Annotated in this window: 34 protein-coding genes and 1 pseudogene; 21 read left to right on the top strand and 14 right to left on the bottom strand. The window is 42.9% G+C overall.

Annotated elements, in window-relative coordinates:
- Nucleotides 1-261 precede the first annotated feature (261 nt).
- On the bottom strand, nucleotides 262-1,467 hold the full coding sequence (locus ACH6CZ_RS11555; RefSeq protein ID WP_374097605.1) for an MFS transporter: 1,206 nt from the start codon (nucleotides 1,465-1,467) through the stop codon (nucleotides 262-264).
- Between the two features lie 327 nt (nucleotides 1,468-1,794).
- On the opposite strand from ACH6CZ_RS11555, the gene ACH6CZ_RS11560 reads away from it, so the two are divergent.
- The 3 genes from ACH6CZ_RS11560 to ACH6CZ_RS11570 all read left to right on the top strand — a co-directional run bounded on the left by ACH6CZ_RS11560 (nucleotide 1,795) and on the right by ACH6CZ_RS11570 (nucleotide 3,107).
- The gene (locus tag ACH6CZ_RS11560; protein WP_374097606.1) at nucleotides 1,795-2,235 is read left to right on the top strand and encodes a GNAT family N-acetyltransferase; all 441 of its coding nucleotides are present in this window, start codon (nucleotides 1,795-1,797) and stop codon (nucleotides 2,233-2,235) included.
- Nucleotides 2,236-2,324: 89 nt separating this feature from the next.
- The gene (locus tag ACH6CZ_RS11565; protein WP_374097607.1) at nucleotides 2,325-2,684 is read left to right on the top strand and encodes a hypothetical protein; all 360 of its coding nucleotides are present in this window, start codon (nucleotides 2,325-2,327) and stop codon (nucleotides 2,682-2,684) included.
- A gap of 138 nt (nucleotides 2,685-2,822) precedes the next feature.
- Complete coding sequence (locus ACH6CZ_RS11570; RefSeq protein ID WP_374097608.1) at nucleotides 2,823-3,107, top strand: hypothetical protein; 285 nt, start codon at nucleotides 2,823-2,825, stop codon at nucleotides 3,105-3,107.
- Nucleotides 3,108-3,150: 43 nt separating this feature from the next.
- On the opposite strand, the gene ACH6CZ_RS11575 is transcribed toward ACH6CZ_RS11570, so the two are convergent.
- Nucleotides 3,151-4,350, bottom strand: coding sequence for an EAL and HDOD domain-containing protein (locus ACH6CZ_RS11575; protein ID WP_374097609.1), 1,200 nt, complete (start codon nucleotides 4,348-4,350; stop codon nucleotides 3,151-3,153).
- A 228-nt stretch (nucleotides 4,351-4,578) separates the two neighbouring features.
- Between ACH6CZ_RS11575 and ACH6CZ_RS11580 the strand changes: the two genes are divergently transcribed.
- From ACH6CZ_RS11580 to ACH6CZ_RS11590, 3 genes are all read left to right on the top strand, one after another.
- The gene (locus ACH6CZ_RS11580) at nucleotides 4,579-4,950 is read left to right on the top strand and encodes an iron chaperone (RefSeq protein WP_374097804.1); all 372 of its coding nucleotides are present in this window, start codon (nucleotides 4,579-4,581) and stop codon (nucleotides 4,948-4,950) included.
- 97 nt (nucleotides 4,951-5,047) lie between these two features.
- Nucleotides 5,048-5,698, top strand: a complete 651-nt coding sequence (locus ACH6CZ_RS11585; protein ID WP_374097610.1) for an SDR family NAD(P)-dependent oxidoreductase — start codon at nucleotides 5,048-5,050, stop codon at nucleotides 5,696-5,698.
- 74 nt (nucleotides 5,699-5,772) lie between these two features.
- Nucleotides 5,773-6,288 carry a dihydrofolate reductase family protein gene (locus ACH6CZ_RS11590; RefSeq protein WP_374097611.1) on the top strand — a complete coding sequence of 172 codons (516 nt, stop codon included), beginning with the start codon at nucleotides 5,773-5,775 and terminating at the stop codon, nucleotides 6,286-6,288.
- A 41-nt stretch (nucleotides 6,289-6,329) separates the two neighbouring features.
- Here the strand turns inward: ACH6CZ_RS11590 and ACH6CZ_RS11595 are convergent, their stop codons facing one another.
- The gene (locus tag ACH6CZ_RS11595; protein WP_374097612.1) at nucleotides 6,330-7,277 is read right to left on the bottom strand and encodes a hypothetical protein; all 948 of its coding nucleotides are present in this window, start codon (nucleotides 7,275-7,277) and stop codon (nucleotides 6,330-6,332) included.
- A 142-nt stretch (nucleotides 7,278-7,419) separates the two neighbouring features.
- Here ACH6CZ_RS11595 and ACH6CZ_RS11600 point away from each other — a divergent pair, with 142 nt between their 5' ends.
- The 4 genes from ACH6CZ_RS11600 to ACH6CZ_RS11615 are packed head-to-tail and all read left to right on the top strand — an operon-like array spanning nucleotide 7,420 to nucleotide 9,728.
- On the top strand, nucleotides 7,420-8,064 hold the full coding sequence (locus ACH6CZ_RS11600; RefSeq protein ID WP_374097613.1) for a uridine kinase family protein: 645 nt from the start codon (nucleotides 7,420-7,422) through the stop codon (nucleotides 8,062-8,064).
- Nucleotides 8,061-8,426: a YybH family protein gene (locus tag ACH6CZ_RS11605; RefSeq protein WP_374097614.1), complete on the top strand. Its 366-nt coding sequence runs from the start codon at nucleotides 8,061-8,063 to the stop codon at nucleotides 8,424-8,426. Before ACH6CZ_RS11600 ends, ACH6CZ_RS11605 begins: the two co-directional genes overlap by 4 nt.
- 43 nt (nucleotides 8,427-8,469) lie before the next feature.
- On the top strand, nucleotides 8,470-9,213 hold the full coding sequence (locus ACH6CZ_RS11610; RefSeq protein WP_374097615.1) for an AAA family ATPase: 744 nt from the start codon (nucleotides 8,470-8,472) through the stop codon (nucleotides 9,211-9,213).
- Nucleotides 9,210-9,728 (top strand): GNAT family N-acetyltransferase, encoded by a 519-nt coding sequence (locus ACH6CZ_RS11615; RefSeq protein WP_374097616.1) that lies wholly within the window; start codon nucleotides 9,210-9,212, stop codon nucleotides 9,726-9,728. Before ACH6CZ_RS11610 ends, ACH6CZ_RS11615 begins: the two co-directional genes overlap by 4 nt.
- Nucleotides 9,729-9,776: 48 nt before the next feature.
- On the opposite strand, the gene ACH6CZ_RS11620 is transcribed toward ACH6CZ_RS11615, so the two are convergent.
- Nucleotides 9,777-10,028, bottom strand: coding sequence for a hypothetical protein (locus ACH6CZ_RS11620; protein WP_374097617.1), 252 nt, complete (start codon nucleotides 10,026-10,028; stop codon nucleotides 9,777-9,779).
- Between the two features lie 76 nt (nucleotides 10,029-10,104).
- On the opposite strand from ACH6CZ_RS11620, the gene ACH6CZ_RS11625 reads away from it, so the two are divergent.
- Nucleotides 10,105-10,230, top strand: a complete 126-nt coding sequence (locus ACH6CZ_RS11625) for a hypothetical protein (RefSeq protein ID WP_374097618.1) — start codon at nucleotides 10,105-10,107, stop codon at nucleotides 10,228-10,230.
- Nucleotides 10,231-10,494: 264 nt separating this feature from the next.
- Complete coding sequence (locus tag ACH6CZ_RS11630; protein ID WP_374097619.1) at nucleotides 10,495-11,115, top strand: YdhK family protein; 621 nt, start codon at nucleotides 10,495-10,497, stop codon at nucleotides 11,113-11,115.
- Between the two features lie 44 nt (nucleotides 11,116-11,159).
- On the opposite strand, the gene ACH6CZ_RS11635 is transcribed toward ACH6CZ_RS11630, so the two are convergent.
- From ACH6CZ_RS11635 to ACH6CZ_RS11645, 3 genes are read right to left on the bottom strand one after another with little or no spacing between them, the layout of a single operon-like run.
- Nucleotides 11,160-12,023 carry a F510_1955 family glycosylhydrolase gene (locus ACH6CZ_RS11635; RefSeq protein WP_374097620.1) on the bottom strand — a complete coding sequence of 288 codons (864 nt, stop codon included), beginning with the start codon at nucleotides 12,021-12,023 and terminating at the stop codon, nucleotides 11,160-11,162.
- Nucleotides 12,011-12,685 carry a response regulator transcription factor gene (locus tag ACH6CZ_RS11640; RefSeq protein WP_374097621.1) on the bottom strand — a complete coding sequence of 225 codons (675 nt, stop codon included), beginning with the start codon at nucleotides 12,683-12,685 and terminating at the stop codon, nucleotides 12,011-12,013. Before ACH6CZ_RS11640 ends, ACH6CZ_RS11635 begins: the two co-directional genes overlap by 13 nt.
- On the bottom strand, nucleotides 12,660-13,994 hold the full coding sequence (locus ACH6CZ_RS11645) for a sensor histidine kinase (RefSeq protein WP_374097622.1): 1,335 nt from the start codon (nucleotides 13,992-13,994) through the stop codon (nucleotides 12,660-12,662). The genes ACH6CZ_RS11640 and ACH6CZ_RS11645 overlap by 26 nt, the downstream gene beginning before the upstream one ends.
- A 155-nt stretch (nucleotides 13,995-14,149) precedes the next feature.
- Between ACH6CZ_RS11645 and ACH6CZ_RS11650 the strand changes: the two genes are divergently transcribed.
- Together ACH6CZ_RS11650 and ACH6CZ_RS11655 are read left to right on the top strand one after the other, a co-directional pair.
- On the top strand, nucleotides 14,150-14,476 hold the full coding sequence (locus ACH6CZ_RS11650; protein ID WP_374097623.1) for a four-helix bundle copper-binding protein: 327 nt from the start codon (nucleotides 14,150-14,152) through the stop codon (nucleotides 14,474-14,476).
- Nucleotides 14,477-14,604: 128 nt separating this feature from the next.
- The gene (locus ACH6CZ_RS11655) at nucleotides 14,605-14,754 is read left to right on the top strand and encodes a hypothetical protein (RefSeq protein WP_374097624.1); all 150 of its coding nucleotides are present in this window, start codon (nucleotides 14,605-14,607) and stop codon (nucleotides 14,752-14,754) included.
- Nucleotides 14,755-14,819: 65 nt separating this feature from the next.
- Here ACH6CZ_RS11655 and ACH6CZ_RS11660 read toward each other — a convergent pair whose 3' ends face one another.
- The 4 genes and pseudogenes from ACH6CZ_RS11660 to ACH6CZ_RS11675 form a co-directional block, all read right to left on the bottom strand.
- Complete coding sequence (locus ACH6CZ_RS11660) at nucleotides 14,820-16,112, bottom strand: APC family permease (RefSeq protein ID WP_374097625.1); 1,293 nt, start codon at nucleotides 16,110-16,112, stop codon at nucleotides 14,820-14,822.
- Between the two features lie 84 nt (nucleotides 16,113-16,196).
- Entirely contained in the window at nucleotides 16,197-16,619 is a 423-nt protein-coding gene (locus ACH6CZ_RS11665) for an NUDIX hydrolase (RefSeq protein WP_374097627.1), read from the bottom strand.
- Between the two features lie 182 nt (nucleotides 16,620-16,801).
- Complete coding sequence (locus ACH6CZ_RS11670; RefSeq protein WP_374097628.1) at nucleotides 16,802-18,025, bottom strand: dicarboxylate/amino acid:cation symporter; 1,224 nt, start codon at nucleotides 18,023-18,025, stop codon at nucleotides 16,802-16,804.
- A 119-nt stretch (nucleotides 18,026-18,144) separates the two neighbouring features.
- A pseudogene (locus ACH6CZ_RS11675) lies at nucleotides 18,145-18,498 on the bottom strand (NIPSNAP family protein).
- A 149-nt stretch (nucleotides 18,499-18,647) separates the two neighbouring features.
- Here ACH6CZ_RS11675 and ACH6CZ_RS11680 point away from each other — a divergent pair.
- Nucleotides 18,648-19,439, top strand: a complete 792-nt coding sequence (locus tag ACH6CZ_RS11680; protein ID WP_374097629.1) for an aminoglycoside phosphotransferase family protein — start codon at nucleotides 18,648-18,650, stop codon at nucleotides 19,437-19,439.
- 16 nt (nucleotides 19,440-19,455) lie between these two features.
- Nucleotides 19,456-19,650: a hypothetical protein gene (locus ACH6CZ_RS11685; protein ID WP_374097630.1), complete on the top strand. Its 195-nt coding sequence runs from the start codon at nucleotides 19,456-19,458 to the stop codon at nucleotides 19,648-19,650.
- A 16-nt stretch (nucleotides 19,651-19,666) separates the two neighbouring features.
- Here ACH6CZ_RS11685 and ACH6CZ_RS11690 read toward each other — a convergent pair whose 3' ends face one another.
- Nucleotides 19,667-19,903 carry a DUF3953 domain-containing protein gene (locus tag ACH6CZ_RS11690; protein ID WP_374097631.1) on the bottom strand — a complete coding sequence of 79 codons (237 nt, stop codon included), beginning with the start codon at nucleotides 19,901-19,903 and terminating at the stop codon, nucleotides 19,667-19,669.
- Between the two features lie 252 nt (nucleotides 19,904-20,155).
- Here ACH6CZ_RS11690 and ACH6CZ_RS11695 point away from each other — a divergent pair, with 252 nt between their 5' ends.
- The 5 genes from ACH6CZ_RS11695 to ACH6CZ_RS11715 all read left to right on the top strand — a co-directional run bounded on the left by ACH6CZ_RS11695 (nucleotide 20,156) and on the right by ACH6CZ_RS11715 (nucleotide 22,973).
- Nucleotides 20,156-20,482: a hypothetical protein gene (locus tag ACH6CZ_RS11695; protein ID WP_374097632.1), complete on the top strand. Its 327-nt coding sequence runs from the start codon at nucleotides 20,156-20,158 to the stop codon at nucleotides 20,480-20,482.
- A gap of 189 nt (nucleotides 20,483-20,671) precedes the next feature.
- Nucleotides 20,672-21,151, top strand: coding sequence for a DUF2975 domain-containing protein (locus tag ACH6CZ_RS11700; RefSeq protein ID WP_374097633.1), 480 nt, complete (start codon nucleotides 20,672-20,674; stop codon nucleotides 21,149-21,151).
- A gap of 11 nt (nucleotides 21,152-21,162) precedes the next feature.
- The gene (locus ACH6CZ_RS11705) at nucleotides 21,163-21,390 is read left to right on the top strand and encodes a helix-turn-helix domain-containing protein (RefSeq protein ID WP_374097634.1); all 228 of its coding nucleotides are present in this window, start codon (nucleotides 21,163-21,165) and stop codon (nucleotides 21,388-21,390) included.
- A gap of 150 nt (nucleotides 21,391-21,540) precedes the next feature.
- Entirely contained in the window at nucleotides 21,541-22,254 is a 714-nt protein-coding gene (locus ACH6CZ_RS11710) for a hypothetical protein (protein ID WP_374097635.1), read from the top strand.
- Complete coding sequence (locus ACH6CZ_RS11715; RefSeq protein ID WP_374097636.1) at nucleotides 22,251-22,973, top strand: hypothetical protein; 723 nt, start codon at nucleotides 22,251-22,253, stop codon at nucleotides 22,971-22,973. Before ACH6CZ_RS11710 ends, ACH6CZ_RS11715 begins: the two co-directional genes overlap by 4 nt.
- 416 nt (nucleotides 22,974-23,389) lie before the next feature.
- On the opposite strand, the gene ACH6CZ_RS11720 is transcribed toward ACH6CZ_RS11715, so the two are convergent.
- Nucleotides 23,390-23,863, bottom strand: coding sequence for a DUF4188 domain-containing protein (locus ACH6CZ_RS11720; protein ID WP_374097637.1), 474 nt, complete (start codon nucleotides 23,861-23,863; stop codon nucleotides 23,390-23,392).
- Nucleotides 23,864-23,866: 3 nt separating this feature from the next.
- Nucleotides 23,867-24,424: a PadR family transcriptional regulator gene (locus tag ACH6CZ_RS11725; protein WP_374097638.1), complete on the bottom strand. Its 558-nt coding sequence runs from the start codon at nucleotides 24,422-24,424 to the stop codon at nucleotides 23,867-23,869.
- Between the last annotated feature and the right edge of the window lie 56 nt (nucleotides 24,425-24,480).

Genomic DNA, 24,480 nt, shown 5'->3' on the forward strand with positions numbered 1-24,480 from the left:
GTCAAATGGTGGATTGGTTATGTGTGACAAGTGAAAGTCATAAGGCTTATGTGTTTGTCATAAACAAAGCCCTTAGTAATGGATCTCAATAAATAATCTATAGTTGAAAGGTTGTGTAAATGAAAATATAAGAGGCTATATGTAACGAAATTTACAATTTGCAGGACTTAAGTAGCTTTTTGTAAAAAAGTGGAGAGGTCAGTACCTTTATAGAGTAGAAAAGCGCCTGGAAACATATCCCCAGACGCTTACAAAATGATATCAAATTTGAACATCTGCTTTAAGAAATTTTTTATACACTGTAAGCATTATTCCTGAACAAAGCAGCATCAATCCAGCTGCAATAAATACAAACCGTACACCAATCAGGTCCACCAGAAACCCTGCGAGCAGGGTCATGAATGCGTAAGTTGATAAAGATAAAGCTTCCTGCGCAGCATACACTTTTGGGAGGAGATGCTCTTTTACATTCATCTGTACAAGTGTATTCAGTGTAATTCCTTTGATCTGAGTGACGAAGCCAAATAATACTGACAGTAAAAGCGCCGCATAAGGGTTAGAGATCAGTCCGAAAACCATTGTAGCCAGAGCCGCTGAATAAGCTGTCAAAATGATGATGATTCTTGCCCTTCTATGAAGCAGCTGGTCTGCCCTGATCGCAATCAGTCCGCCTGCAATCAGCCCTGCGAAAAAGCTCGAGTTAATATAACCCCACCATGGCTCTCCTGCCTGAAAAACCTCAGCGACATACACATACATGATCGCTGCAATCCAGACGACACCAGCATTTGTTTCAATCAGCTCAACGATTGTCACAAGCTTTAAAAATGGACTTTTCAAAATCGCCTTCCATCCTGCCCGGCGATCTGTTGACTCCTGCTGCTCTTCTGAAACTTTCACATCCTGCAGCTGTGCTAGCCATCCGGCTAAAAGCGTAGCGGCCATATACAGAACAACAGTCATCCATATCAGCGTTTCAGCAGAACTGAATGCAACCAGAATTCCGCCAAGTGGCCATGCACTCAGCTGGATCGTTTGTGTAACAACACCCCAGATGCCATTTGCCTTCACAAGCTGATCACGTTCCAGAAGCCTTGGGATTAGCGCATAACTCGCAGGTGACGCCCAGCCATCCAGAAAAGCAATGGCAGCCACAAATACAAAAGTCAGCAGAATCGTCTCCTGCATCATGTGCTCATAGCTGACAGCAAGAATGAACAAAAGAAGTGTCTTTAACCCCTGGGAATAAGCAATCAGCTGCGGTAAAGGAAACCGGTCCATGACCTGCGGTGCTGCAAGTGCCCCCAAAAAGCGCGCACTCATACTGAAAAATGGCAGTAACGCCATATAAAAAGCTGACCCTGTCAGCAAATAAATTGTGGAAATCAGTGACACGATGTAAAAAACGTCACCCAGATTTGCCAACGACTGACCTGTTAGTAATAAACGAAACGAATGCCTCTTCATCTTCCTGCTCCTTTTTCAAAAGGCAGACCGTCTGCCTCCCGGAACAACAAAGGCGCATAAACCCCTTCGTTGTCTTCAATACATGAGACATCAGGGGCAAACAGGTCGCCTGTATTCTGTATTCAATTTGCTAAAGGTGGAAGTCGCATTCTACACTCGTCTGTTCTCCGATCGTGTTTAGTAGTTGTCAATAGTTTACCATATTGTGAGGTGTGTGGTCAGATTCTTGCGTTTGTCTGTTGGAAATATTCGTGGCGGGTTACCTTTTGGAAATGTACAATATAGCTTAATGATAAATTCATTGTTTACCAGAAAAGAGGAATCACATTGAATATCAACAAAGCTTCAGTTGAAAACAGCACAAGGCTCGCGCCATTATTTGATGCATACCGCCAGTTTTATCAGCAGGCAGCTGATCTGAAGGGTGCAGAAAACTATCTGTTTGAAAGACTCTCAAAAGAAGAGTCAGTGATCTTTTTTGTCAGTGAAGGAGACAAGTTGCTCGGATTTACACAGCTGTATCCAGTTTTCTCTTCGATTTCAATGAAGAGGGCATGGGTATTAAATGATTTATATGTAGAAGCATCAGCAAGGAAAAGAGGCGTTGGGGAATTTCTTTTACAGAGAGTGAAGGAGTTTGGGATTGAAACGGGTGCTGCCAGTGTCAGTCTGAGCACGGCTCCGGACAACACAAAGGCACAGCGGCTTTATGAGCGGAACGGCTATCAGCGCGATGAAACATTCCTGCATTATGAATTACATATATAAAACAAGCCTGTGTCACAAACTGCTTCCCATATGCATTTACTAAACTAACCATTACAGTTTTGTCCGTGTGAATAGGGAGGGCGAAGCTTATGTATGATCCGTATTTATACACTGTAAAAAATGATAACTCCAGTGGTATCTCAGCTTCGAGACTGGCGGTGATTGCAGGAGCGTTGACGACTTTGGCTGATTTCATAGGGACGATTGCAGCAATTAAAGCCGTGCAAGAAGAGGAGCTCAGTAAAATTGCAAATCAGAAGAGACTAGATCAACAGAACCAGATACTTGCCGACCTGCAGGCGCAGATTGCATCGCTGCAGGAACAGCTTTCATCCGAAATAACAAACACAGCATTGGCTCCGTCTTATTCAATTACGATTGAAAATCTCAACCTGACAATTCCTTCTGCCCCAACGGATCAGAAAATCATAGAAGGGACGGACCTTTGAGTTCATTCGTTTTGAATGAAATGAGGGTCCGTCCTTTTTGTTTGAATTTATTCCTTATCAAGCTTAGTGCTGACCATGTGGAGTCCACTGGAAATCTTAGCTAACTGATCGTTTTTCTCACGCTGGAGTTTGGTCAGTGTGAACATGAACCAGATTATTAAGCCGGTTGCAGCAATGTATGTAAAAAATGAAAATCAGCGGAAGCAGTGCAGGTCTGTAGACATGATGGGCCGTGTTACAAGTATGTTTGAGATTGGTCAAAGCACGTTTCAGGTGTTGTTTGTTCTCTTGCTGGGAGCGGCAGCAGACCTGTTCTCATTTAGAGAAGCCATTATCACAGCCGCTCTTTTCATGTTGATTCTATCCTGTATTTTTTGTGCTGTTCTATGGAAACCAGAGAAAGAAGAAGCCTTTGATGAATGAAGACTTTACAAAAACAGGTCACCCGATTGTGACCTGTTTCTGGTTACTGATACACTTCATTCGCCCATTCAACTGCACGTACATACATATGATTTAAACGGGTCTGATCAACCTTTAATTCACGCGTCCATTTTTCTACACATGTCCATTCGCCTGCTTCGTAGCACATCACTGTATGATAGATCGGCGCAAGCAGACTATCTCCATTCAGTAAAGCTGCTTTTATTTCAGGAGATAGAGGAACAGCTGTAAGCGCATTTTCCATATGATCATCCAAAATAGCATCTATGGTACTGAATAACGCCATGACAGCTGCGTCGATTTTTCGCTCGCTCAGGTGGCTGGCTTCACACAGTTGCTCAGCAAACTTAGAGCGGACAAGTGACAGTCTCAGTAACTCATCAGGCTTATCCTCAGAAAGATCCTGCAGCATCAGGATAGTAATCCACCGCTCAAAATTTTTAATTCCCATCTCAACAAGCGCGCGCTTGATTGAATAAGACAGCGGACCTTTTTTTCTGTGGCTGATAATCTTCATCAGGCGATAACTGAGAGAAGCATCTGTTTCAATAATCTCGGTTAATGACTGGTAAGAGGGTTCAGGTGTTTTTAATTCCTGCAGTACGCGTAAATAGGTAGGTTTGTATTGTCGTTTATAGGTGGCTCTCGTAATAATATTCGGTCGACTGAAAAAGTACCCCTGGAATAAATGAAACCCCATTTCCTTGGCAAGATCAAACTCTTCCAGTGTTTCGACTTTTTCAGCAAGAAGCTTCTTTTTTCTGAGGTGCGCTTCTGCCACCTGAGGCCTGATTGAATCAAGCGGGGTTGAACGAATATCAAATTTGACGATATCCGCATCATCTATTAATTCATATCCCATCAAATCTGCATCAAAATCATCCAAAGCAATCTGATAACCAATCCTCTTAAGATGACGGACGCGCCTCATCAGCTGATTATCAATGACAGTTCCCTCAAGGACTTCTATAACCATTTGCTCAGGAGGAATTACTTCGATTAAGTCACTGAGTAACATTTCTCTTGTAAAATTAACAAAGACATGTGAGTAATCACTAATCTTCCCAATCCCTGATTCGAGTAAGCCCTGTAGGACAGTTATGGTTGACTGGTCTGCATCTGTCCCGTCATAGCCGGAGGCATTTTCAGCAGCACGGAAGAGTAACTCATATCCAAAAGTGCTTAAATCTTTTTCAAATATAGGCTGCCTGGCAATAAACATAAGATCTCCCCTAAAATCATACTATACCTAATGATAGTATATTTTACCCATACATTAGAAAGCAAGTAGGGATTAGAAAATATAATCATTAAAATAAAACATACTTTTAAAATGACATGCGCGATCACTATGTGAAATCAATCCTTGCATCATTCGACTGGAAGGAAATCAGCAGTAAAATGCAGAAAGTACATGAAAGGAAACTTAGATCATAAAGGAGACATCACAATGGAAACCTTCGAAGAATTTCTGGAAACAATCGAAAATCCTGATCACCGTGAACAGACAAAAGAGGCGCTGGACTGGGTGAGTGAACATTATCCGGAGCTTGGCAAAAGAGTGGCGTGGAATCAGCCGATGTTCACGCATCACGGCACGTTTATCATTGCATTCAGTACGTCTAAAAAACACCTGGCTGTTTCTCCTGAAAAAGCAGGAATTGATTATTTTGCAGATGAGATCAGAAAAGCAGGTCATGACCACAGTAAGATGCTTGTGAGATTTCCCTGGAGTAAGCCGGTAGACTATGAGCTGCTTGGTAAAATGATTGAATTTAACCTGAGAGATAAAGCTGAATGTACGACGTTCTGGCGTAAGTAAAACACTTTCCTGAATATTGAAAATTGAATCTCTTTTACAGACCGTGCTAGCTTAAAAGCAGGCTAATGTTATTTTCATCTAAAAGGAGAGGATCCTGATGGCAGACAAAGTAATGGTCATTATTGGTGCAGGTCCCGGGATTGGACTGAGCACAGCTAAGAGGTTTGGTAAGGAAGGTTATACGATTGCGTTATTAGCAAGAGATGAGGACAGGATGCTTGAAGCTATAGATGAACTTGAAGAGCTGGATATTGAGGCAGAGTCTTTCTATGCAAATGCAGCTTCAAATGAGAGCTTAAAAGCAGCAATCAAATATGTGAATGATCTCTATGGGAGGATTGATATTCTCATGTATAACGCCTACACATTCCGTCAGGGAGCACCAACTGAAACGGACCCTGCTGATTTACTGAATGATCTGCAGGTGGATGCTGTTGGTGCACTTGCAAGCGTTCAGGCTGCGCTTCCTTATATGGATAAGGGTGGCACAATCCTGATGACAGGCGGTGTACTTGGCGTGAAGCCGATGAAGAACTTTGCATCTGTTTCTGTCGGCAAAGCTGCCATGCGCATTCTTGCCATGACGCTGCATCAGGAATTGAAATCAAAAGATATTTACGTCGGGACATTGACGATTAATGGGTTTGTAAAACCCGATACGCATTTCTCGCCTGATAACATTTCAGAAAAAATGCATGAAATGGCGATGGTGCGTGATGGGGTAGAGTGGACGTTTGATAGGAAATAAAATTGAAATCCTGTCTGGTGAAGATCATCAGGCAGGATTTTTCGTGTAAACTGGATGAAAAGGAGCTGAACGCTATGAGTAAGAATATTTTATACATCGCAATGAGTCTTGATGGCATGATTGCAAAAGACGACCATTCTCTTGACTGGCTGATGAAGGCTGAAGGGGAGGGCGACAACGGGTACAATGATTTTTACAGCGGGATCTCGTCAGTTGTGATGGGTAACCGTACCTATCAGGAAGTGTTGAAAATGACAGACGAAAAGCCGTATCAGGATCGTCCGGTTTATGTGCTTTCACGGACGCAACAGGAAGACGGTTATGCTCATTTTACATCTGAATCAGTAGACAGCTTACTGCCTGATCTGCAGAAAAAACACGGCGGTCCGGTCTGGGTTGTAGGTGGCGGGGAAGTGATTAAAGACTGTATGGCGTCTGACAGTATTGATGAGTTTTACATTGCTGTCATTCCTGTGGTGTTAGGTGAAGGAATTCCGCTTTTTCCAAAGGGGACAAAGTATACAGAGCTGAAGCTTGAAGGGACAGAGGTATATAATCAGATTGTGATGCTGCATTATGTGAAAAAATAAGCGGAATGGCCATGATGGTTATTCCGCTTAGTAAGGTAGTATTATCTATTTTCGATACATTGCTGATAACGCGCCCACACATCTTTCTGCTGCTGAAGAATCTGTCCGCGTTCTTTCTGCAGATTACCGACAGCCCGGACAACCTTTAACTTGGTATCTCCAACTTTCCTGATTGAATCATTGATTCTGCTATGAATCGTCCATTCTGAAAAGATATCATCAAGGAAGTAATCTGCAAACGTAATAAATGAGCCTCGCTCCACATCCATAGACTCGGCTGTGACGTCTTTAATATCCTTCAGTTCCGATTCAAACTTACGGAGATTTCGCTGTGCCCAGTGGAGTGAATCCTGTGACTGGTCAAGTTCACTATGCTTTATCGCAGTGACGATCATACCTCCGCCAAGGAACGTATCCCATGTCGACATGCCATGTGCTGAATTCAGTTTTGACAGCGCGGCTTCGAGTGAAGATGCCGCACTCTGACCAGCATTGATTGCTTCCTCCATCTCAACAAGCAGTGCATCAAGGTCTGCGTAATGATTCAGGTGCAGATCAATTTCACGTGCTGTTTCACTGTCATTTTGTTTAATCCATCGTTCTTTTTCCTTCAGAAAGGCTTCCCAGTCACTTTCAGCTGATTCGTAAGCAGTCAGTGTGCTTTTTAATTCAGCTTCATCATTATGCAGGTCATTTACCATCTGTTCATGCTCGTTTAATTTCAGTTCAGCCTTCGCTGCTTCATCGTATTCTTTTTCACGCAGCTCTTCATGTGTGCCTCTCCACTTTCTTACCATGTTTACTAAAGAAAAGCGGTCCATTTGATGAAGGTCCAGCTGCTCTTTTGAAAGACTCTGTTCAAGCTCCTGTTGTTTCTGTTTATGTTCAACAAGCTGTGAGCGCACATTTAATAAGCGTTTCTCCAGTTTCTTCTTTTCATCCAGTTTTTTTCTCAGATCCAGCTGTTTTTTCTCAAGTGTCTTTTCCAAATGTATCCCTCCAGAGGTTAGTTAATAAAAATACGGATGAAGAGGATGGAAGTTCCGGGAAATTTGTTCTGTGGGTGAATTACTATTTTTAGTTGAAAAGTTGTATGATGGTAATTGTTAAAAATAGCAAGGGGGTTACGTGGTGGATCAGCTGATTGAAGAGATATTGAGTTTCATTAACAGAGAGAATAGAAGAGTTCTGATTGGCATTTCTGGCCACGGAGCAGCCGGTAAAACCACTTTTACACAGAAGCTGGCTGAGCAGATAGGAATAGATCAGGTGAATATACTGAATACAGATCCGTACATTACTGATTCTGCGGTTAGAAAGAACACGATGATTACATATGAGTGGGAAGATCAGGCTCACAAATTTAAAATGACGGCCTGTCATCCGGCAGCGCATCATATGCTTTCGCTTGAAAGGGATATCAGGATGCTGGAAAAGGGAATGGATCTTTATACGCTTGATACCGAGTGGCTGCCGACTGAGCTGCTTTCATCTGAAAAGAATGCGGTGATTGCAGAAGGCATGAGTGTGGCATTTCTGGATCAATCACTGTTTGATCTCAGTATTTATTTCTACACAGATGGGGATACAGAATTCCTGAGAAGATCCGGCCGGGATATTCAGGAACGCGGGATGGAGCTTGAGTATCTGAAGCAGTCGCATCATCAGCGCCGTGTGCAGTATGAGGTGTTTATGCATGGGTATCGTGAGGCGTTCGATATTGTAGTGAATACGTCTGGGGATGGGTTTGTGATTAAAAAGGAGAATGATCAATGACGCCACAAGACGCACTCCAAACATACATAGAAGCAACAAATACGCATGATTTTGAAAATGTCAGACAGGTGCTGCACGACGATGCGCTATTCTGGTTTAGGAGTCAGACCTGCAGAACACATGATGAGATACAGGCTTATTTTGAAAGTACGTGGGCAGTGATTAAAGAAGAAGTCTATTCGGCGGTTGATATCAGATGGCTCCATGCAGACGAGACTTCGGCTACCTGTGTATACGTGTACCAGTATGAAGGCTATTACGAAGGGAAGCGGGTGTCTGGGAACGGACGGGCGACAAACGTTTTCGTGAAAACGGAGCATGGCTGGAAGCTGATTCATGAGCATTTGAGTAAGTTGACGTAACATTTAGTACGCTGAACCGTACGTATACAAAGAGGTGAAGAGCATGTTCTTAAAAAGGGTAGCGTTGAAACGGGATGAAATAGAGCATCCACATCAATATCCGTTTCATATTCCCGCGATCAGTACATTTAAAGAAATGGATTTGAATAAGAACGTCACGTTTTTTGTAGGTGAAAACGGTTCAGGTAAGTCAACGCTGTTAGAAGCGATTGCGGACCAGTGCGGATTCAATCCGGCTGGTGGCGGAAGAAATAATACATACGATCTTCACGCGTCAGATTCAGCGCTTGGCCCTTACCTCAGGCTTTCGTGGATGCCGAAAGTGACGAACGGATTTTTTCTGCGTGCAGAATCATTCTATCAGTTCGCGACACATCTTGATGAAATGGCACAGGATGACGGACGGAGTTATGCATCTTATGGAGGGAAGTCACTGCACGAGCAGTCTCACGGTGAATCCTTTCTAGCACTTTTTGCGAACCGCTTTCAGCAAAAAGCGATTTATCTGCTGGATGAGCCTGAGGCCGCTCTTTCTCCTCAGCGTCAGCTGGCACTGCTCAAAATGATGCATGAGCTTGAGAAGCAGGGAAGCTGTCAATTCATTATTGCAACACATTCGCCGATCCTGCTCGGTTATCCGGATGCTGAGATTTTAAGCTTTGATGATGGTAAGATCAGACCGATTGAGTATGAGATGACGGATCATTATCAGATTACGCGATACTTTCTGCAGCACAGGGAGCGGATGCTTGAGCAGCTGTTTTCGGAGGAGGATGAGGAAGAGTGAAGCATCAACAAAATTTCATGATCAGACGAGCGACAGAAGAGGATGCAGAAGGACTCATAGATCACGTGAAGCAGATTCTTACTGAAAATGCTGACAAGATGGGCACGTCACCATCCGAATTCAGTGTGACAGTCGAAGAAGAAAAGGGATGGATTCGTTCACATGAAGAGCGCGGGGTGGTACTTGTTGCTGTGATGGACGATCAGATCATTGGCATGCTGAATTTCCGCTTATCTTCGATGAAAAAGTTCAGTCACCAGGGCATGTTTGGGATGAGTGTGCAGGAAGCTTATGCGAATCAGGGCATTGGGCGTAAGCTGCTTGAAGCATTATTTGAATGGGCGAAGCAGGATGGCCGGGTTGAGAAAATTTCACTTGAAGTGTTTGCGGATAATGAGCGTGCAATTCATTTGTATAAGGATGTCGGATTTGAAGAAGAAGGACGTAAGCGGAAGCATGTAAAGTTTGGTCCTGATCATTATGTGGATGAGCTGATTATGGGAAAGTTTATATAAGTAGTCATAAAGAAACCAGGAGGGCGGCCTCCTGGTTTTTTAATGTTCTTACCAATAAAACACGATGATCGCAACGAGTGCTGTCACATAATAACCGGCGTTTGCGTAAAATTTCATTCTTTTAGATAAGGTGTCCTGTTCAAGCTTTTTAATGTAGAGGATCACAGCGAGCATGAGGATCATCAAAGCGAAGTCAGCTGCTCCGTATCCATCCTGTGACCTGAGGATCAGCGAAATGAAGACAACGGCAGCGGCGATGTTGGCGCCGATTATGATGATGGGAGAAGCTTTTTCGTTCATTGGAATCACTCCATGAAATGAGACTTGTTGTATTTAGTGTAGTGGAAGGGTGAGTGGATGTAAAAGGTGGGGATTGGTGAAGGTGCTGGTCTGTGAGGCGGGTGATGGGAAAGTGGTACGATTTGAAGGGAATACACACAACATTGATGGAAATACTGCGTTGGTTGAAGGTAATATGTGTGGAGCAGAGCTCAATGAATGAAAGAAATATGGTCTAAATTGATGGATAAAATTCAAGGTTGAAGGAATAAAAAACCAAACTGAAGGAAAACACCTCGATTTGATAGAATTAGCATCCGCTGGCAGTACTCTGCAAAGGCAAGCCTGCTGAATCACTTCAAACACGAGACCCCATTTCAAAAAAAGAAATATCTGTGACAACATATCGAAACTGCTTTTCTGCAAAGTTTCTGCACATTCTTTGGGTAAATTATATATAAATTAAACATCAGGAGGAATCATACAGATGAAAAACAAATTGTTAATGGGTACGATGGCATTTACACTCAGCGCAATGCTTGCAGCCTGTGGCGGCGATGATGAGATGGGATCAGGCGATATGAGTGACAATATGGAAGAAAACATGGAAGAGAACATGGATGACATGGACCACATGGAAGATGAGGATTCAATGGGAGGTATGGATCACTCAGGCATGAATATGTCCGGCTCGGGTGAAGTGCCGGAAGGGTTGGGAGAAGCAGAGAACCCGACATTTGAAGAAGGGGACACTGCAATCATCACTGAAGCACATATGGAAGGGATGGAAGGTGCTGAAGCGACGATCGTAGGCGCTTATCATACCGTAGCTTACAGTATTTCATATGACCCGACTGATGGTGGTGAACGTGTAGAAGATCATAAGTGGATCATTCATGAGGAAATCACAGATGCGACAGAGGAACCTTATGCAGAAGGTGACGAAGTACAGGTGGAAGCTGAACATATGGAAGGGATGAATGGCGTAACTGCAACGATTGATTCTGCAGAGGAAACGACTGTTTATATGATTGATTTCACACTGCAATCAGGTGAAGAAGTAACGAACCACAAATGGGTAACAGAGGACGAATTATCTGCTGAATAACCAAAAAGCTGAGAGGCTCAACTCCCAGCTTTTTTAGTAGGACATTATTCTGATGGGATGATTTCTTCAGCGGACCAGCTCACTCCTCCGTCCTCCGTTACTGCAGCTTCACCGTCCCCGGTCACTGCATAGATCATTTCTAAATCAGATGGATTTACGGCTAGATAGAGAACGGGTTCCTCCAGCGGAATGTCGCCCAGTTTTTCATCCTGTGACATAAATGTTTGGTTTTGTACTGTATAAAGCGGATCTTCTGTATACATAGCAGCGCTTGCGCCTTCAGTTTCCTGCAATAAAGTAACACTTTTTCCGGCATCAGTAGATTCATAAATTCCCCTGTTAGTCAGAATTGCAACCTGCTCCAGATTGTCAGGATGTGCTGCCAGACCAAAAATAGATTCTGCTTCAAGACCTGAAAGCGCCATTGGTGACCACTCGTTTCCTTCATCATCTGTGTAATAAAATCCGGGTTCAAGCTCGCTGTTTCCATGCATTAGTGCAGTGTAAAGACGACCGGTGTTTTTACTGACTGACATATAGTGATAATCGGTTTCACCGGAGAAGACCAGCTGTTCAAGCGTTTCCCCCTGATCTGTGCTTTTTACCAGTCCCAGCGGATTTTCAAGATCAGTGGAAGGTTCGGGGTGACCGCTTGCATAAAACCCTTCACCGTATGCAGTAAAGCCCATATAATCATGGTTGTTAGCAGTCGAGTGAAGCCACGTATCATCTTCTTTTTTTAAAAGTCCATAATGCGTAGCAATCATCAGTTCGCCATCCACATAGTCCATGCCATGCACATGAGCATGTCCTGTATCTGCATTTACTTCTTCAAAAAATGCTTCATCTGACGAGCACGCTGTCAAAAGCAGCACGCTACTTAAAAGCCCTGCATTTATTTTATCCACTTATAACCCACTCCCCATACGGTTTGTAAATGTTCTTCGACAGGAAAGCCTTTCTTTCTGAGCTTGTCCCGGAGGTTTCTGACATGTGAATCCACTGTACGTCCATCTGTCCATGCCTCGTAACCCCAAATGATCGATAGCAGCTGCTCTCTCGAATAAGCGCGTCCGGGGTTCTTCAGCAGCTGCCCGAGGATCGAAAATTCTTTCGGTGTTACTTTCAGCTGTTTGCCTTTATAAGAAAGCTCATGTGAAAACTCATCCCAGACAAGTCCTTCATACTCAATTCTTCTGGCAAAATCATCAGAAGTACGCCTAAATACGGCATGAATTCTTGCCACAAGCTCTTCCTCATCAAAAGGCTTTACAATGTAATCATCTGCGCCATACTGCAGCCCTTTAACAATATCCTCTTTTTCATGAAGCGCCGTTAATAAAATGATAGGGACATCTGAAAACCTGCGGATCATGCGGCACGTTTCAAATCCGTCCATGACAGGCATCATCACATCGAGAATCATCAGGTCAGGCTCTTCATTTTTTACCAGCCTGATTGCATCTTCACCGCTTCTGAGTTTCAAACAATCATAGTCGAGCGGCTTCAAATAAAGTTCCAGCAGATCCAGCATTCTTTGTTCATCATCGACGAGTACGATCTTCTTCATCTGCGACCCCTTTCAGATCAATGGTGATCTTTAAACCTGTTTTTGTATTTTCAGCAAAGATAGCGGCATCATGCGCCTCAACGATCTCCTTTGCGATCGCAAGCCCGAGACCTGTCCCGCCAGTGTCTCTGTTTCTTGAAGCATCCACCCTGTAAAAACGGTCGAATAAATGGGGTAGTGCATCTTCCCTGACACCAGGTCCTTCATCTGTTACTTCAATTTTTTCTTTTTCAACAGAAACGGTGACTGTCTTTTGGGAAGGCGTATATTTTAATGCGTTATCCAGCAAAATGATCATCACCTGTTCCAGCCGCTTTTGGTCGATCATCTTATAAAAAGGCTGTTCAGCTGTAATCCCGAGGCTGATATTTTCTTTATGAAAAGCCGGCTGCATTCTTTCAATAACAGACCTTATAAACACTGTCATTTTTGTTTTTTCAGGTTCAATTGTAAAACTGTTTTCTTCGAGTCTTGCAAGCTCGAATAAGTCTTCTATCAGACGATGAAGTCTGTCTGCCTCTTCGTAAATAATCTTCCCATAAGACGAATCCTGTTTCTTCAATAGTCCGGCATATCCCTTTATATAAGTGATCGGCGTTCTGAGTTCATGGGCAATTGAGGTCAGAAATGCTTTGCGGGACTGTTGAATCTGGTGCAGGTCACCGGAGATTTTTGTGATCGACCGGGCAAGCTCGCCTATTTCATCATTCCTTTTGGTTTCAGGAACAGTCAGTACGTCACCCTGACTCAATTTTCCTGCTGCTTTTCGAATGGAAAGCAGGGGTTTTGTAATGAAATGACTCAGGAAATACAGGCTGACCACCAGGAAAAGCCCGGTTAATAGCGCCGCAATTGCAAAATGATGATTCAATTCCGTGATCAGGGATTGGATCTGACGGGTGGGTTCTAGCATGATTACGCTCCCGCCACCCTCAATAGGACTGATCGCAGCTAGAAACTGTTCGTTACGCCAGTCGTCCTCCGCAATGCCCTCTGGTGCTCTTAACCAGCTGTCTTTCACATAAGCTTCAGCCTGATTGGAAGAACCTTCTACTGAACCATTCTCATTCATAATGACCACTTCCGTAAGTGCCTTTTCTTCCATCATGACAACGTGGCTGACTGTCGTCCGGTTAAAATTTTCTGTCAGGACATCCCGGTGGCTGTCGCCGCGCTGCTGTAACCTCTCAAGTTCATTTTCAACCTGCTGATCTACGAGATGATTATGCACGAGAAATAAAGAGATTGTCAGAATTACCGCAATCCCTGTTAAATAAAATAAGCTGATTTTCAATGAAAGTCTGTTCATATACCCGCCACCTTTTTCCTTCTATTAAGTATACGCAGATTTTGTGCAGAAAATATGCAGAAACGAAGGTTTTTTAATGAATATGACCGAACCCGTTTACCAATAATTTCATCGGGAAAGAATGTACTAGAACCTACATAAAGGAGGAGTTACAAATGAATCAGCAATACCAGGATTGTCTTGAAGCGTGTAAGAAGTGTCTGGAAGCCTGTAATCATTGTTTTGATGCCTGCCTGAGTGAAGAAGACGTGAAGATGATGGCGGATTGTATCCGTTCAGACCGTGAATGTGCAGATATCTGTGCACTTGCCATTACGGCGATGCAGACAAACAGCCCACATGTACGTGAGATTTGCGGATTGTGTGCGGAGATTTGTGAAGCTTGTGCAGATGAGTGTGCAAAGCATGATCACGACCACTGCCAGCAATGTGCAGAAGCTTGCCGTAATTGTGCAGAAGAGTGCCGTAAGATGGCGGTGTAATAGCATCTGATAAGAAAAGTCGGTACGCATATGTTTGCGCACCGGCTTTTTGTAATTTGATATATCTTTGTTTGACTTTTTGGTGGATGATACAATAAACAAAAATAAAAAGATGGAGGTTGAATCTCTTGGACAGAATGCCTTCCAATGAAAATGATAAACACGTTAATAAACTTTTAAATGAATTACTGAAAGCGGAGTTAGCAGTACAGAAAAATGAAAACTGGCTAAAGAACCATGACGTAAAAAAAGAACTGGGGTTAATTGAAGAAGATTAAAAAGAAAGCCGCGACAACCAATTGTATGCAGGCTTATCGCGGCTTAAGTGTATTTATGTTTCATTCTAATCTTCAGCTTTTAAGAAAAACCTCTCACCAACAAAAGTAATCGCTGTAATTACAACAGCCACCACCACAATCAGCCAGTCTTGCTGCAGCTTAACCCAGACAAAAGCACCTAGCACAACTGCATCAATGATCAAAGCAGCTGTCACAATTCCGCGGTTAGCCTGCACTTTACCTTTCAGCTTCTTCAGCACACCCCAATGAATAATCATATCCATCACCAGATAAAGAATAACGCCAATTGCTGCAATTCTGCTTAGATCAAATAAAATCGTAAGTGCCATTGCAAAAACAATGGTGTATACAAGCGTATGCTTCTGAATATCACCCGGCATGCCAAAATGTTTGTGAGGAATCAGCTTCATATCAGTCAGCATCGCGAGCATTCTTGAGACTGCAAAGACACTGGCAATGATGCCGGAAACCGTAGCAAGGATTGCAATAATGACTGTAAACCAGACGCCTAAATCTCCAAAAGCAGGCCTTGCCGCTTCAGCCAGCGCATAGTCTTTCGCCTCGATGATTTCTGTGATCGAAAGGCTTCCTGATACAGCCCATGCCAATAGCATATAGATAGACAGGCTGATCGCAATTGAAATCATAATCGCACGGCCTACATTTTTCTTTGGCTCTTTAATTTCAGAGCCGCTGTTGGTGATTGTTGTAAAGCCTTTAAACGCTAAAATTGTCAGTGCAATAGCAGCAATGTAGCTTGCAGGGGACAGTTCAGGAGGGTTGCCTCCAGGCTCTGCCGCTTCAAAGGAGAAGCCCGCAGCCCATAGACCTGCTATGGCAAAAATGGATAAACCAACGATTTTTAACAACGACATAATAGAAGTGAAGGTCTGGATAAATGAATTTCCTGCTATGTTGATTAAAAATGCTGTAGTCAGCAGACCTACCCCTAAAACCGGTACAAGCCAGCTTCCGGAATCCGTGCCGAATAACTGAAGCGTGTATGTACCGAATGTTCTTGCCACCAGGCTCTGGTTAATCACCATGGACAGCGCCATTAGTAGGGCAGCACCTGCTGTGATCGTGGTTTCACCGTAAACCTTCACGAGGAACATCCCGATTCCTCCGGCGGAAGGGTATTCATTACTCATTTTAATATAAGAATAAGCGCTGAATGATGTTGCAATCCCGCCCGCAATAAACATCAGCGGAAACCATGCACCAGAAAGCTCAGCTACCTGACCAAGCAGGGCGAAAATACCAGCACTGATCATAACGCCTGTCCCGAGCCCAACCGCTCCGGTTAATGTGATGCTATTTTTCTTATAGTCACTCATGCAATCAACTCCTTTGTGATTGCTTTACCCACAAAATTTGCAGAAGTGATGCAGAAACGGAAAAAATCTAAGACGTCCGGGCTACTACTTCACTTCCCCCTGAAAAACATAAGGAGCATCACCCTTCAATAATTGCTTCAAACCACCCTTATAATAAGGCATCAATTCATCAGCCTCATCCAAACTCACCCATTTCACATTTGAAACGGTTTCTGTATCCTGTATCTCAATGTCACCGCCGATTATGCTGGCAGCAAAGGTAATAAAAATCGCATGGTGCTGATCCTTCATCATAAAAGCTTCATTTACCGTCAGGATGCGGCCTACTTCAACATTTAAGCCGGTTTCTTCTCTCGCTTCCCGCACTGCCGCATCAGCGAGTGTCTCACCAGGTTCCACTGAGCCGCCAGGTAAAGACCAGTTATCATATTTAATATTATGGACCACCAGCACATTTTCTTCTTTTTTATCAACAATCAATGAATAGACAACATCTACTCTTTTCATCACTTCACTCCTTATCTATGACTCAATTAATTTTTTACAGTATAACTTCAACAATTTTGTAAGGTTAGAGATTTTGAAGGGGGAGACTTTCCCCAAGTAACCGGTACAGATTCGGTGTATGTAAGTTTTATCATCTTCTCTATAAGTAAAAAAAGCTGCCCATTTAAGGACAGCTTCTCACATTAAGCAACTTTTTTCTTTTCTTCAGTCTTATTAATCACATTCGATCCAACCAGATCACCTGTCACATTCAGCATCGTTGCACCCATTCCGACAAGCACATCAATTGCAGCAAGCAGGGCAACAGCTTCCATTGGCAGACCAAGCTGTGCAAATACAGTTGCGATCATGACAATTCCAGCGCCAGGGACACCGGCTGTTCCGATTGAAGCAAGCGTTCCGACTAGTACCACCATCAGCATTTCAGAAAATCCGAGTGGTTCACCGACTACATTTGCTGCAAAAACGGCTGATACAGCAATTCGGATCGCTGCACCATCCATGTTAATGGTTGCACCAAGCGGCAGACTGAAGCCATATAAGCTTTTTGATAGTCCAAGGTTCTTTGCTGCATTCAGTGTAAGTGGCAGCGTACCTGAGCTGCTCTGTGTCGCAAAAGCAGTCAGCATTGGTGTTCTCGCTTCTTTGAAGAAAGCAGCAGGACTGATCTTGAACAGAACCATCACTAAAATATACAGTGAAATCTGTACCGCGATTCCTACATATAGCACCATGACAACATTCCATAGTTCAACAAGAATGCCTGTCCCTTGCGTTCCGACTGTATTTGCCACAATCGCAAATACACCGATCGGCACGTATTGAAGCACGCCTCTTACGATAAACATCGTTGCTTCGTTCAGTCCGTTAGCAACACTGTACACCTGCTCACCAAGTGCCTGCGTGTCTTTATTTGAACGAAGGTAAGAGATTGCAATTCCGAATACAATCGCTGTGAAAATAATGCCAAGCAAATTGAAATCAGAGAATGCCGTCACAATATTTGAAGGCACAATACTCAGCAACACACTCACAATACCAGGGTTCTCCGGCGCTTCAAATGTTTCACTTGTATCAAGTGTCATACCGGTTCCAGGTGAAAAGAGTGAAGCGACCGTCAGTCCTACAATAATCGCGAGTGCAGATGTTGCTGCATAATATAGAAATACTTTTCCGCCCATTCGTCCCAGTGAATTCAGCTTTGTCTGGTTCACACCGACAATCAGCGTGAATAAGATCAGCGGCAGAATTAAGAAGTTAAGCAAATTCATCAATAGGTCGCCAAGTGGTGTCAGAACAGAGGCCTGTTCACCGAAAATAAAGCCAACTGCTGCACCAATCACAAGTGCAATAGTGACCTTCAGAATCAGTGAGGCATCCAAATAGCCTTTCCAAATCTTTTTCACAATAATCCCTCCTAAAAATTGTTTGATCTATTGAACTTTTTAAAAGTCATATTAATCAGGTCGGGATTAAAGGTAATACAAATAGAAGGGCAATGTCAACGGAGTTGCTTAAGAAAGATTTATTTCACCGTATCTTCCAGCGCTTCATTCCTCACTTCAAGTATGTACTCACTCATAACAAGGTCTCTGCCGCCGTGCATCTCATACCATTTTTTAATTCTCACTACATGCTCCCGATCATTTTTAATATCCGTTTCAATCGCTACATAATCTTCGTAACTGTCATATTTCCAAATCGCAAACACTTCAGTTGTGCCATCCTTCTAATCACGCATCCATCTGCCGACCAGCCTCGTGCCGTGCTTCAGCTGATTAGGGAGATTGGTCTGATTAAAATGATCTTTAAACGTTTCGATAAATGAATTCTTGATGATATAGTGCTTTCGTCTGTAAAATAAATGCCTTAAATCCAATTTTAAGAAATATACTCTATATTTCTTTCTGTTAAAAACAGGAGATTCCTGCATAGATGGAGAATTAGTTGGTTGGAACAGGGGGGGATTATATTTGTTCTCGGTTTGGTGATGAGAAAGGAAACATAAAAAAGAGAAGAGGGACACCGTTGACAAGGGGATTGAAGTTTCAATTGAATGATGAGTTGCGAAGTAAGATTGAGAATAAAATAGGCGTTATCCAGCAGGTTGATCTGATTGAAGATCAGGGGTGGACGTCAACTGTACATAAAATTACTGCAGAAGATGGTTTGTTTATTTTAAAAAGCTCATTTAAAGAAAAGTACCGCGAATGGCTGAAGACGGAAGCTGAAGTGCTGAAGAAACTAAAGGGTCAGCAGGAGATTCCTGTACCAGTCTATATTGATTACATAGAAGAAATGAATCAGAATCACCTTTTGATGTCTTATGAAGAAGGGAACACGCTGACAAAAGCGTTGAGGGATGCAGGCAGTCGGGATGAAAAGAAGCAGCTGATGAAAAGTTTTGGAGAGCTGTTGTGCAGGCTTCATGAGACCACAACCCCTTACTTTAACCGGGAAGGCAATTGGCTTGAAGGTGAGCTGAAGAGAGCAGAACGGTATCTTGAGGCTGGAGAATGTGATGGCAGCTGGGCGCTGTTTGAAAAACTGAAGGCAAATCCGCTTCCTGCGATCAGCCAGACTGTGATTCATGGAGACTGTACGACTGATAATGTGATGGTTGTGGATGGCAAAGTCTCATTTTTTATTGACGTAGCCGGGATGACTGTTGGAGATCCAAGGTATGATGTGTCACTGGCGCTTAGAAAAGTGATGGCTGATCGTGAGTTGACTGAAGGATTTTATGAAGGATATGGACGATTTCGACTGAGTTCTAAGGAGTTCGATTACTTTGAGAATGGATTGTATGAGTTTTTTTGATGAAAGGGGTAAGGTAATGGGTATTTTTATTGTTGTTGTAGGGTTTGCAATCTTAGTTTTAGGCTCAATTACGCCGGTCAGTGATTTCATGACGATTCCATTATTCATCGTCGTGGCGGGATTTGGCCTGTGGCTGACTTACCTTGAAAAGAAGCGGCAATTTGAAGCAATGAAAGAAGAATCAAAAAAGCAGAATTCCTGGCTGGTATAGCATGAGTTCTGCTTTTCTAATAGTGCATGATTTGTTCAATTGCAGTACTGATGATCAGCACAAAAGCACCCAGACTAACATAGCCAATCAACTTCTTATCTTTTTGAATTTCTTCAATTTCCATTACAAGCATCATGACGCCAAGAGATAGCATCATCCAGCCTAAAAGCAGGTTACTGCCTGTAATAAGACCATGCATGGCAAAAGCAAAGGTCACGATAGCAGCTGTGATCCTGATGATTTTCAAAGCCATTTTCTCATCCCCATTCATTTACCATTTTCTCTATAACTATTCTAGCACATAAAAATTTCCATTTTCAGTCCTGTATTTCTTCTCGGCATCCCATATATTTGTAAAACATGGGGGTGTGCAGTAATGAAGTATCAGAGGCAGGGATCATTGAATGACAGAAAAAGCGATAAGTTTTTTGATAATACCTGAAACCTTTTTACCGTTCAATAGTCTAACTCTTAACAAGCGACTGAGGAGAAGGGGGAGAAAAGCATGTACTGGGAAACGATGCCCAATTGGTTTTGGATGATCTACAGTGGATTTTTAGCTGTTACCTTTATTACCGCCCTGATCAGAATTGGACGAAGAGAAAAGTTTGTGATGGAGATTTTTGTTTTAGTATTGGTGTTATTGATACCTGTCATTTCGATTTTAAGTAGTGCCACATCTATCAGACTGATCGAACAGAATGAATACGAGTTCTTTCTGTCTCAATTGCAACAGGGGGCTTTATGGACGATTTTTTCAGTTGCGGGCTATAGTTTGATTTTAATGTGGTGGATTAGACTGCTGCTGGAGAAGCGTGTGGCGTCTGTATGATTTGCTGTGAAAGGTAGTTTATTGAGTGGACATTACCATGATCATAAAAATTTGAAAAGCCATATACGTATGGCTTTTTTATATGTAAACAGTAAAAATTTATTGTTTTTCAATAAATAACATGCTAAGATTTTCTTAACATCAGCAAAATGAAGAACAATCAATTGTAATGAGTGAGAGGTGTCCTAGATGAGTAAAAGTTCAACAATGTTTTTAAAGTTTGTGGTATTGGTGCTCGCGCTGGCTGTACTGGCGGTATGCATGTTTGCGCTGCCGGCACTTTGGCAGGGTGTTGCAGGTGATGAGATGTTTGCTGACTGGGTACGTGGTATTATAATTGGGATGTACGCATCGGGTATTCCTTTTTACTTCGCATTATATCAATCGTTCAGACTTTTAAACTTAATCGACAAGGATCAAGCCTTTTCAGATCATGCGGTTCATGCGTTAAGAATGATAAAATTCAGCGCTCTGGCAATCAGTGGGGTGTATATTGCCACAATGCCATTCTTTTTTATGATCGGAGAATACGATGATGCACCTGGTGTGATTGCCATCGGAATCGCTGTTATTTTTGCATCCTTTGTAGTGGCAGTCTTCGCTTACGTGCTCCAAAAATTATTAAGAAGTGCAATTGATATTAAAACAGAAAATGATTTAACAGTCTGAGGTGAGCATACATGGCAATTGTCATTCATATAGACGTCATGCTGGCAAAACGGAAAATGAGCGTAACCGAGCTGACTGAAAAAGTCGGCATCACCATGGCCAACCTGTCGATCCTGAAAAATGGAAAAGCAAAGGCAATCCGCTTTTCCACTCTTGAAGCGATCTGCAAAGCGCTGGATTGCCAGCCTGGAGATATCATTGAATATGTGCCGGATGAGGATACGGAAACGGAGAGCTGAAACTGCGAATGTGGTTTCGGCTTTTTTTAGTTGGATTGATAAAAAAAGGGAGTTGCTTCATACTGGATAACTAATGAATAGTTGGTAGTAGAAAGATACATAAATTGAGGTGTTATCATTGAATTTTACTTTGTATTCAAATGGAACATAATGGAATTTTTCACTGCGCTTGCGGCATGGACTATACTGGCTTTTTGGCTGATCAGCCTTTATCAGAAACACGATCCTGAAGAGCGGCCTGCTACAAGGAAAATGCTGCTGATCGTTCTGATTGGGCTGTTTTCCTTTTCGATAGACTTCCCTGCGTTTGGCGAAATGATCTCACTGGCCATTCTGCCGATAGGTGTTGGGGTTGCTTATCTTGTTTTAAAAAGAAGAGGGCGCTGGGAGGTATATAACAGATATGCCTGGAGCGGATTCTTTGCAAATTATCTTTTCCTGAGTGCATCACTCCTGACGATCTTTATTTCCTCACAGTTTTATCCTGAGGGAGAAATTGAAACGTATCTGGATGATGTATTCGGAGCAGAACTGTTTGTCATTCATCCTTCTGCTGAAGGAGGTAAACTGAATGTGGAACAGTTTGCAGAAGATATCACCGGCTTCGAGGCTGAGTATGATGATGTCATTGGCTGGTATGATGATGCGATGGAGCAGAAGTATGCTTCAGAGCCGGATGAACAGGAGCAGGTTGAGGAGAAGTTCCCTTATTTAATCACCGGTATTGAAGCGAAGGAGGGCTATGGTGTGCAGGTGTACCTGGAGGCTGATGGAAAAGGGATGCTTGTGACCACAGCTGATAATCAATATTATTACCGTTCTGAATCAGCTTCTTTTTTTGAGGAAGGAGTGAGCGAGGAATGAGCTGGAAATTAAAAGGATTTATTTTGTTCGTCACTCTATTGATCATCGGGGGATCAATCTTTTTGATCAACAGAATGGCAGTACCGGATCAATTTCTTACTGAAGAAGAAATATTAGCTGACTTACCTATGGAGAATCCTAATAAAAAGGTTCAGGATATGATTCAGATTGATGAAGAGACTTATTTTGTCCCGTATATAGCGGATGAAAATGTCTATGGAGCCAGTGTCTTTAAATGGCTGGATGGGGAGTGGGTGTACGTAAGTGATAGCACATCGTCGCGTCCGCATTTACTGCAGGCAGAGGGAGGACCTTATGTTTTCTGGAATGTACATCCTGATGATGAGGTAGAAAAGTGGGAATTTACCTTTTTATACAACCGTACTTATGCAGAGCATTTTCGTGGCAGCGAGAATGAACGGACATTGTATATGCCGCACGTTCAAGTAAACGAAACGCTCAACACGGGAAGTGAGAGCTACGGCTATGCAAAACTTCCGGAGAAAGTGAAAAAAACGGCAGAGGCAGTTACAACAAATCCTCAATCACCACCTGAATCTTTAGCATTTTCAATGAAGTATCCAATCAGATGGCAGGCGTTAGATAGCGAAGGAGAAGTCTCCAGGCTTGAACAAACCGAAAAGTACAGCGGTGGTGGAAGGTATAATGGAGATTATGTTTCGATGTTGAATCGTGTGATGGAAGAGGAATTGGAATAAGGTGAGGGCACTGCTTTATGAGGCAGTGCCAAATACTCTCCTGCTCCTTTATGGGGCCTCCTGCAAGCGCCGTGCCCGCAACGGAAGAAGACATCATAAGAGAAGTGATCACGATGAATGCCTTATGTAATAAAGGCTATTTACTGCTCCAGTTTGCAGCTATTTTTCTACTCTACTTTACGATTTTGAGAACCATCACGAACCGTTTCCTCCAGCTGAGTGGTTTAGCTAATCTGTGTTTCTCTATTTTGATGATCATCGTATTGATTTTCATCACTCAATTAACCACTGAAAAGATAAAGGACAGTTACCGTTTAAACCAATAAAAAAACCGGCTCCAATTAAATTGAAACCGGCTTAATAAATAGGGGATATCATTAGTCTGCCCAACAGTAAAAAGTTTATACATACAGAATTCACTGGGCTTTTAATCGATCTCCTGCGGTATCCATTTTCTTTCCAACAGGCTGTACCCCAATGGCTTTAGATAAACCAAAAGCCGGCATTTTGTTGTAAACAGTTTCATATGTGCCAGGTGCAATCGTATACGTCTCATGAAAGATGCCGACAGCTTCAGACTTGGCAGCTTTCTGGTAAAAGTCTTTCCATGCCTTCATATGCTGCTGCCCTTTTGCATAGGCGTAGAGCTGATCCTTAGAGTCCCAGTATTGAACAAGTGTGACCATTCTCCAGCCAAGGAACGTTTCAGTGGATAAAAAGCCGAGCTCTTTATGCGTATAAAGTTCCTTGAGCATCGGACCCATTGCCATGAATGCCGGAAGCCACTTATGAATTGCCCAAAGTTTATTGATCTTCATGCCGATGATGAAAACCGTCTTCTCTTGACCGTGCGTCGCCATAAATCTTCCCTGCTCAAGCTTTTTACCCATCTTTTATTCCTCCCCGTTTTGAAGTTCTTCCGTGACTTCGCGGCACCACTCAATTGCAGCAGCCGTCGTCTTGAAACCGTGGTGGAGTGTGAATAACCAGAATCGCTCATCCTCTGACCGGATCTCAGCATTATGGATGTTATGTTCAATCTGTCTGTAGATTGCGAGCTTCTCTTCCAATTGGTTTTCATACTGCCTGATTTTTTCAATTGCAGAGGCAGGTGCTTCATGTCTACTGAAAAACAGCTTCAGCAACCATTCATTCTTTTGCACAGGCAGACCGCTATCAATCGGAGAAGTCAGCCAGTTCTCAAGCGCTTCTTTTCCTGCAGGTGTCATCTCGTACGTGATTTTATCCGGCTTATCCTGTTGAGGTTCTTTTCTTGCCACTGCAAGCCCTTCATCCGTCAGCTTTTTCAAGGAAGGGTAGATCTGTCCGTAGCTGATTTTCCAAAAGTGGCTCAGGCTGTTGTCAATCATCTGTTTCATGGAATACCCGGTGTTACAGCCTGTTGTCATCATGCCAAGTAATACATAAGGTGTGTCATTTTCTTTGGGCAAGGTTCCACCACCTATATCTTTTAGTTATATATCTTAATGATATAATAATCCGATTT

Origin of the sequence: Jeotgalibacillus sp. JSM ZJ347 (genome assembly GCF_044383825.1) — a bacterium.
Lineage (GTDB): Bacteria > Bacillota > Bacilli > Bacillales > Jeotgalibacillaceae > Jeotgalibacillus.

Bases quoted from the DNA above. Each gene is read 5' to 3' on its own strand.
- ACH6CZ_RS11580 (WP_374097804.1), top strand. From the start codon at position 4,579: ATGGAAACCTTCGAAGAATTTCTGGAAACAATCGAAAATCCTGATCAC.
- ACH6CZ_RS11555 (WP_374097605.1), bottom strand. From the start codon at position 1,467: ATGAAGAGGCATTCGTTTCGTTTATTACTAACAGGTCAGTCGTTGGCA.
- ACH6CZ_RS11720 (WP_374097637.1), bottom strand. From the start codon at position 23,863: ATGGGTAAAAAGCTTGAGCAGGGAAGATTTATGGCGACGCACGGTCAA.
- ACH6CZ_RS11575 (WP_374097609.1), bottom strand. From the start codon at position 4,350: ATGTTTATTGCCAGGCAGCCTATATTTGAAAAAGATTTAAGCACTTTT.
- ACH6CZ_RS11705 (WP_374097634.1), top strand. From the start codon at position 21,163: ATGGCAATTGTCATTCATATAGACGTCATGCTGGCAAAACGGAAAATG.
- ACH6CZ_RS11630 (WP_374097619.1), top strand. From the start codon at position 10,495: ATGAAAAACAAATTGTTAATGGGTACGATGGCATTTACACTCAGCGCA.
- ACH6CZ_RS11715 (WP_374097636.1), top strand. From the start codon at position 22,251: ATGAGCTGGAAATTAAAAGGATTTATTTTGTTCGTCACTCTATTGATC.
- ACH6CZ_RS11650 (WP_374097623.1), top strand. From the start codon at position 14,150: ATGAATCAGCAATACCAGGATTGTCTTGAAGCGTGTAAGAAGTGTCTG.
- ACH6CZ_RS11620 (WP_374097617.1), bottom strand. From the start codon at position 10,028: ATGAACGAAAAAGCTTCTCCCATCATCATAATCGGCGCCAACATCGCC.
- ACH6CZ_RS11685 (WP_374097630.1), top strand. From the start codon at position 19,456: ATGGGTATTTTTATTGTTGTTGTAGGGTTTGCAATCTTAGTTTTAGGC.
- ACH6CZ_RS11665 (WP_374097627.1), bottom strand. From the start codon at position 16,619: ATGAAAAGAGTAGATGTTGTCTATTCATTGATTGTTGATAAAAAAGAA.
- ACH6CZ_RS11710 (WP_374097635.1), top strand. From the start codon at position 21,541: ATGGAATTTTTCACTGCGCTTGCGGCATGGACTATACTGGCTTTTTGG.
- ACH6CZ_RS11695 (WP_374097632.1), top strand. From the start codon at position 20,156: ATGTACTGGGAAACGATGCCCAATTGGTTTTGGATGATCTACAGTGGA.
- ACH6CZ_RS11605 (WP_374097614.1), top strand. From the start codon at position 8,061: ATGACGCCACAAGACGCACTCCAAACATACATAGAAGCAACAAATACG.
- ACH6CZ_RS11690 (WP_374097631.1), bottom strand. From the start codon at position 19,903: ATGGCTTTGAAAATCATCAGGATCACAGCTGCTATCGTGACCTTTGCT.
- ACH6CZ_RS11645 (WP_374097622.1), bottom strand. From the start codon at position 13,994: ATGAACAGACTTTCATTGAAAATCAGCTTATTTTATTTAACAGGGATT.
- ACH6CZ_RS11660 (WP_374097625.1), bottom strand. From the start codon at position 16,112: ATGAGTGACTATAAGAAAAATAGCATCACATTAACCGGAGCGGTTGGG.
- ACH6CZ_RS11585 (WP_374097610.1), top strand. From the start codon at position 5,048: ATGGCAGACAAAGTAATGGTCATTATTGGTGCAGGTCCCGGGATTGGA.
- ACH6CZ_RS11610 (WP_374097615.1), top strand. From the start codon at position 8,470: ATGTTCTTAAAAAGGGTAGCGTTGAAACGGGATGAAATAGAGCATCCA.
- ACH6CZ_RS11640 (WP_374097621.1), bottom strand. From the start codon at position 12,685: ATGAAGAAGATCGTACTCGTCGATGATGAACAAAGAATGCTGGATCTG.
- ACH6CZ_RS11700 (WP_374097633.1), top strand. From the start codon at position 20,672: ATGAGTAAAAGTTCAACAATGTTTTTAAAGTTTGTGGTATTGGTGCTC.
- ACH6CZ_RS11565 (WP_374097607.1), top strand. From the start codon at position 2,325: ATGTATGATCCGTATTTATACACTGTAAAAAATGATAACTCCAGTGGT.
- ACH6CZ_RS11590 (WP_374097611.1), top strand. From the start codon at position 5,773: ATGAGTAAGAATATTTTATACATCGCAATGAGTCTTGATGGCATGATT.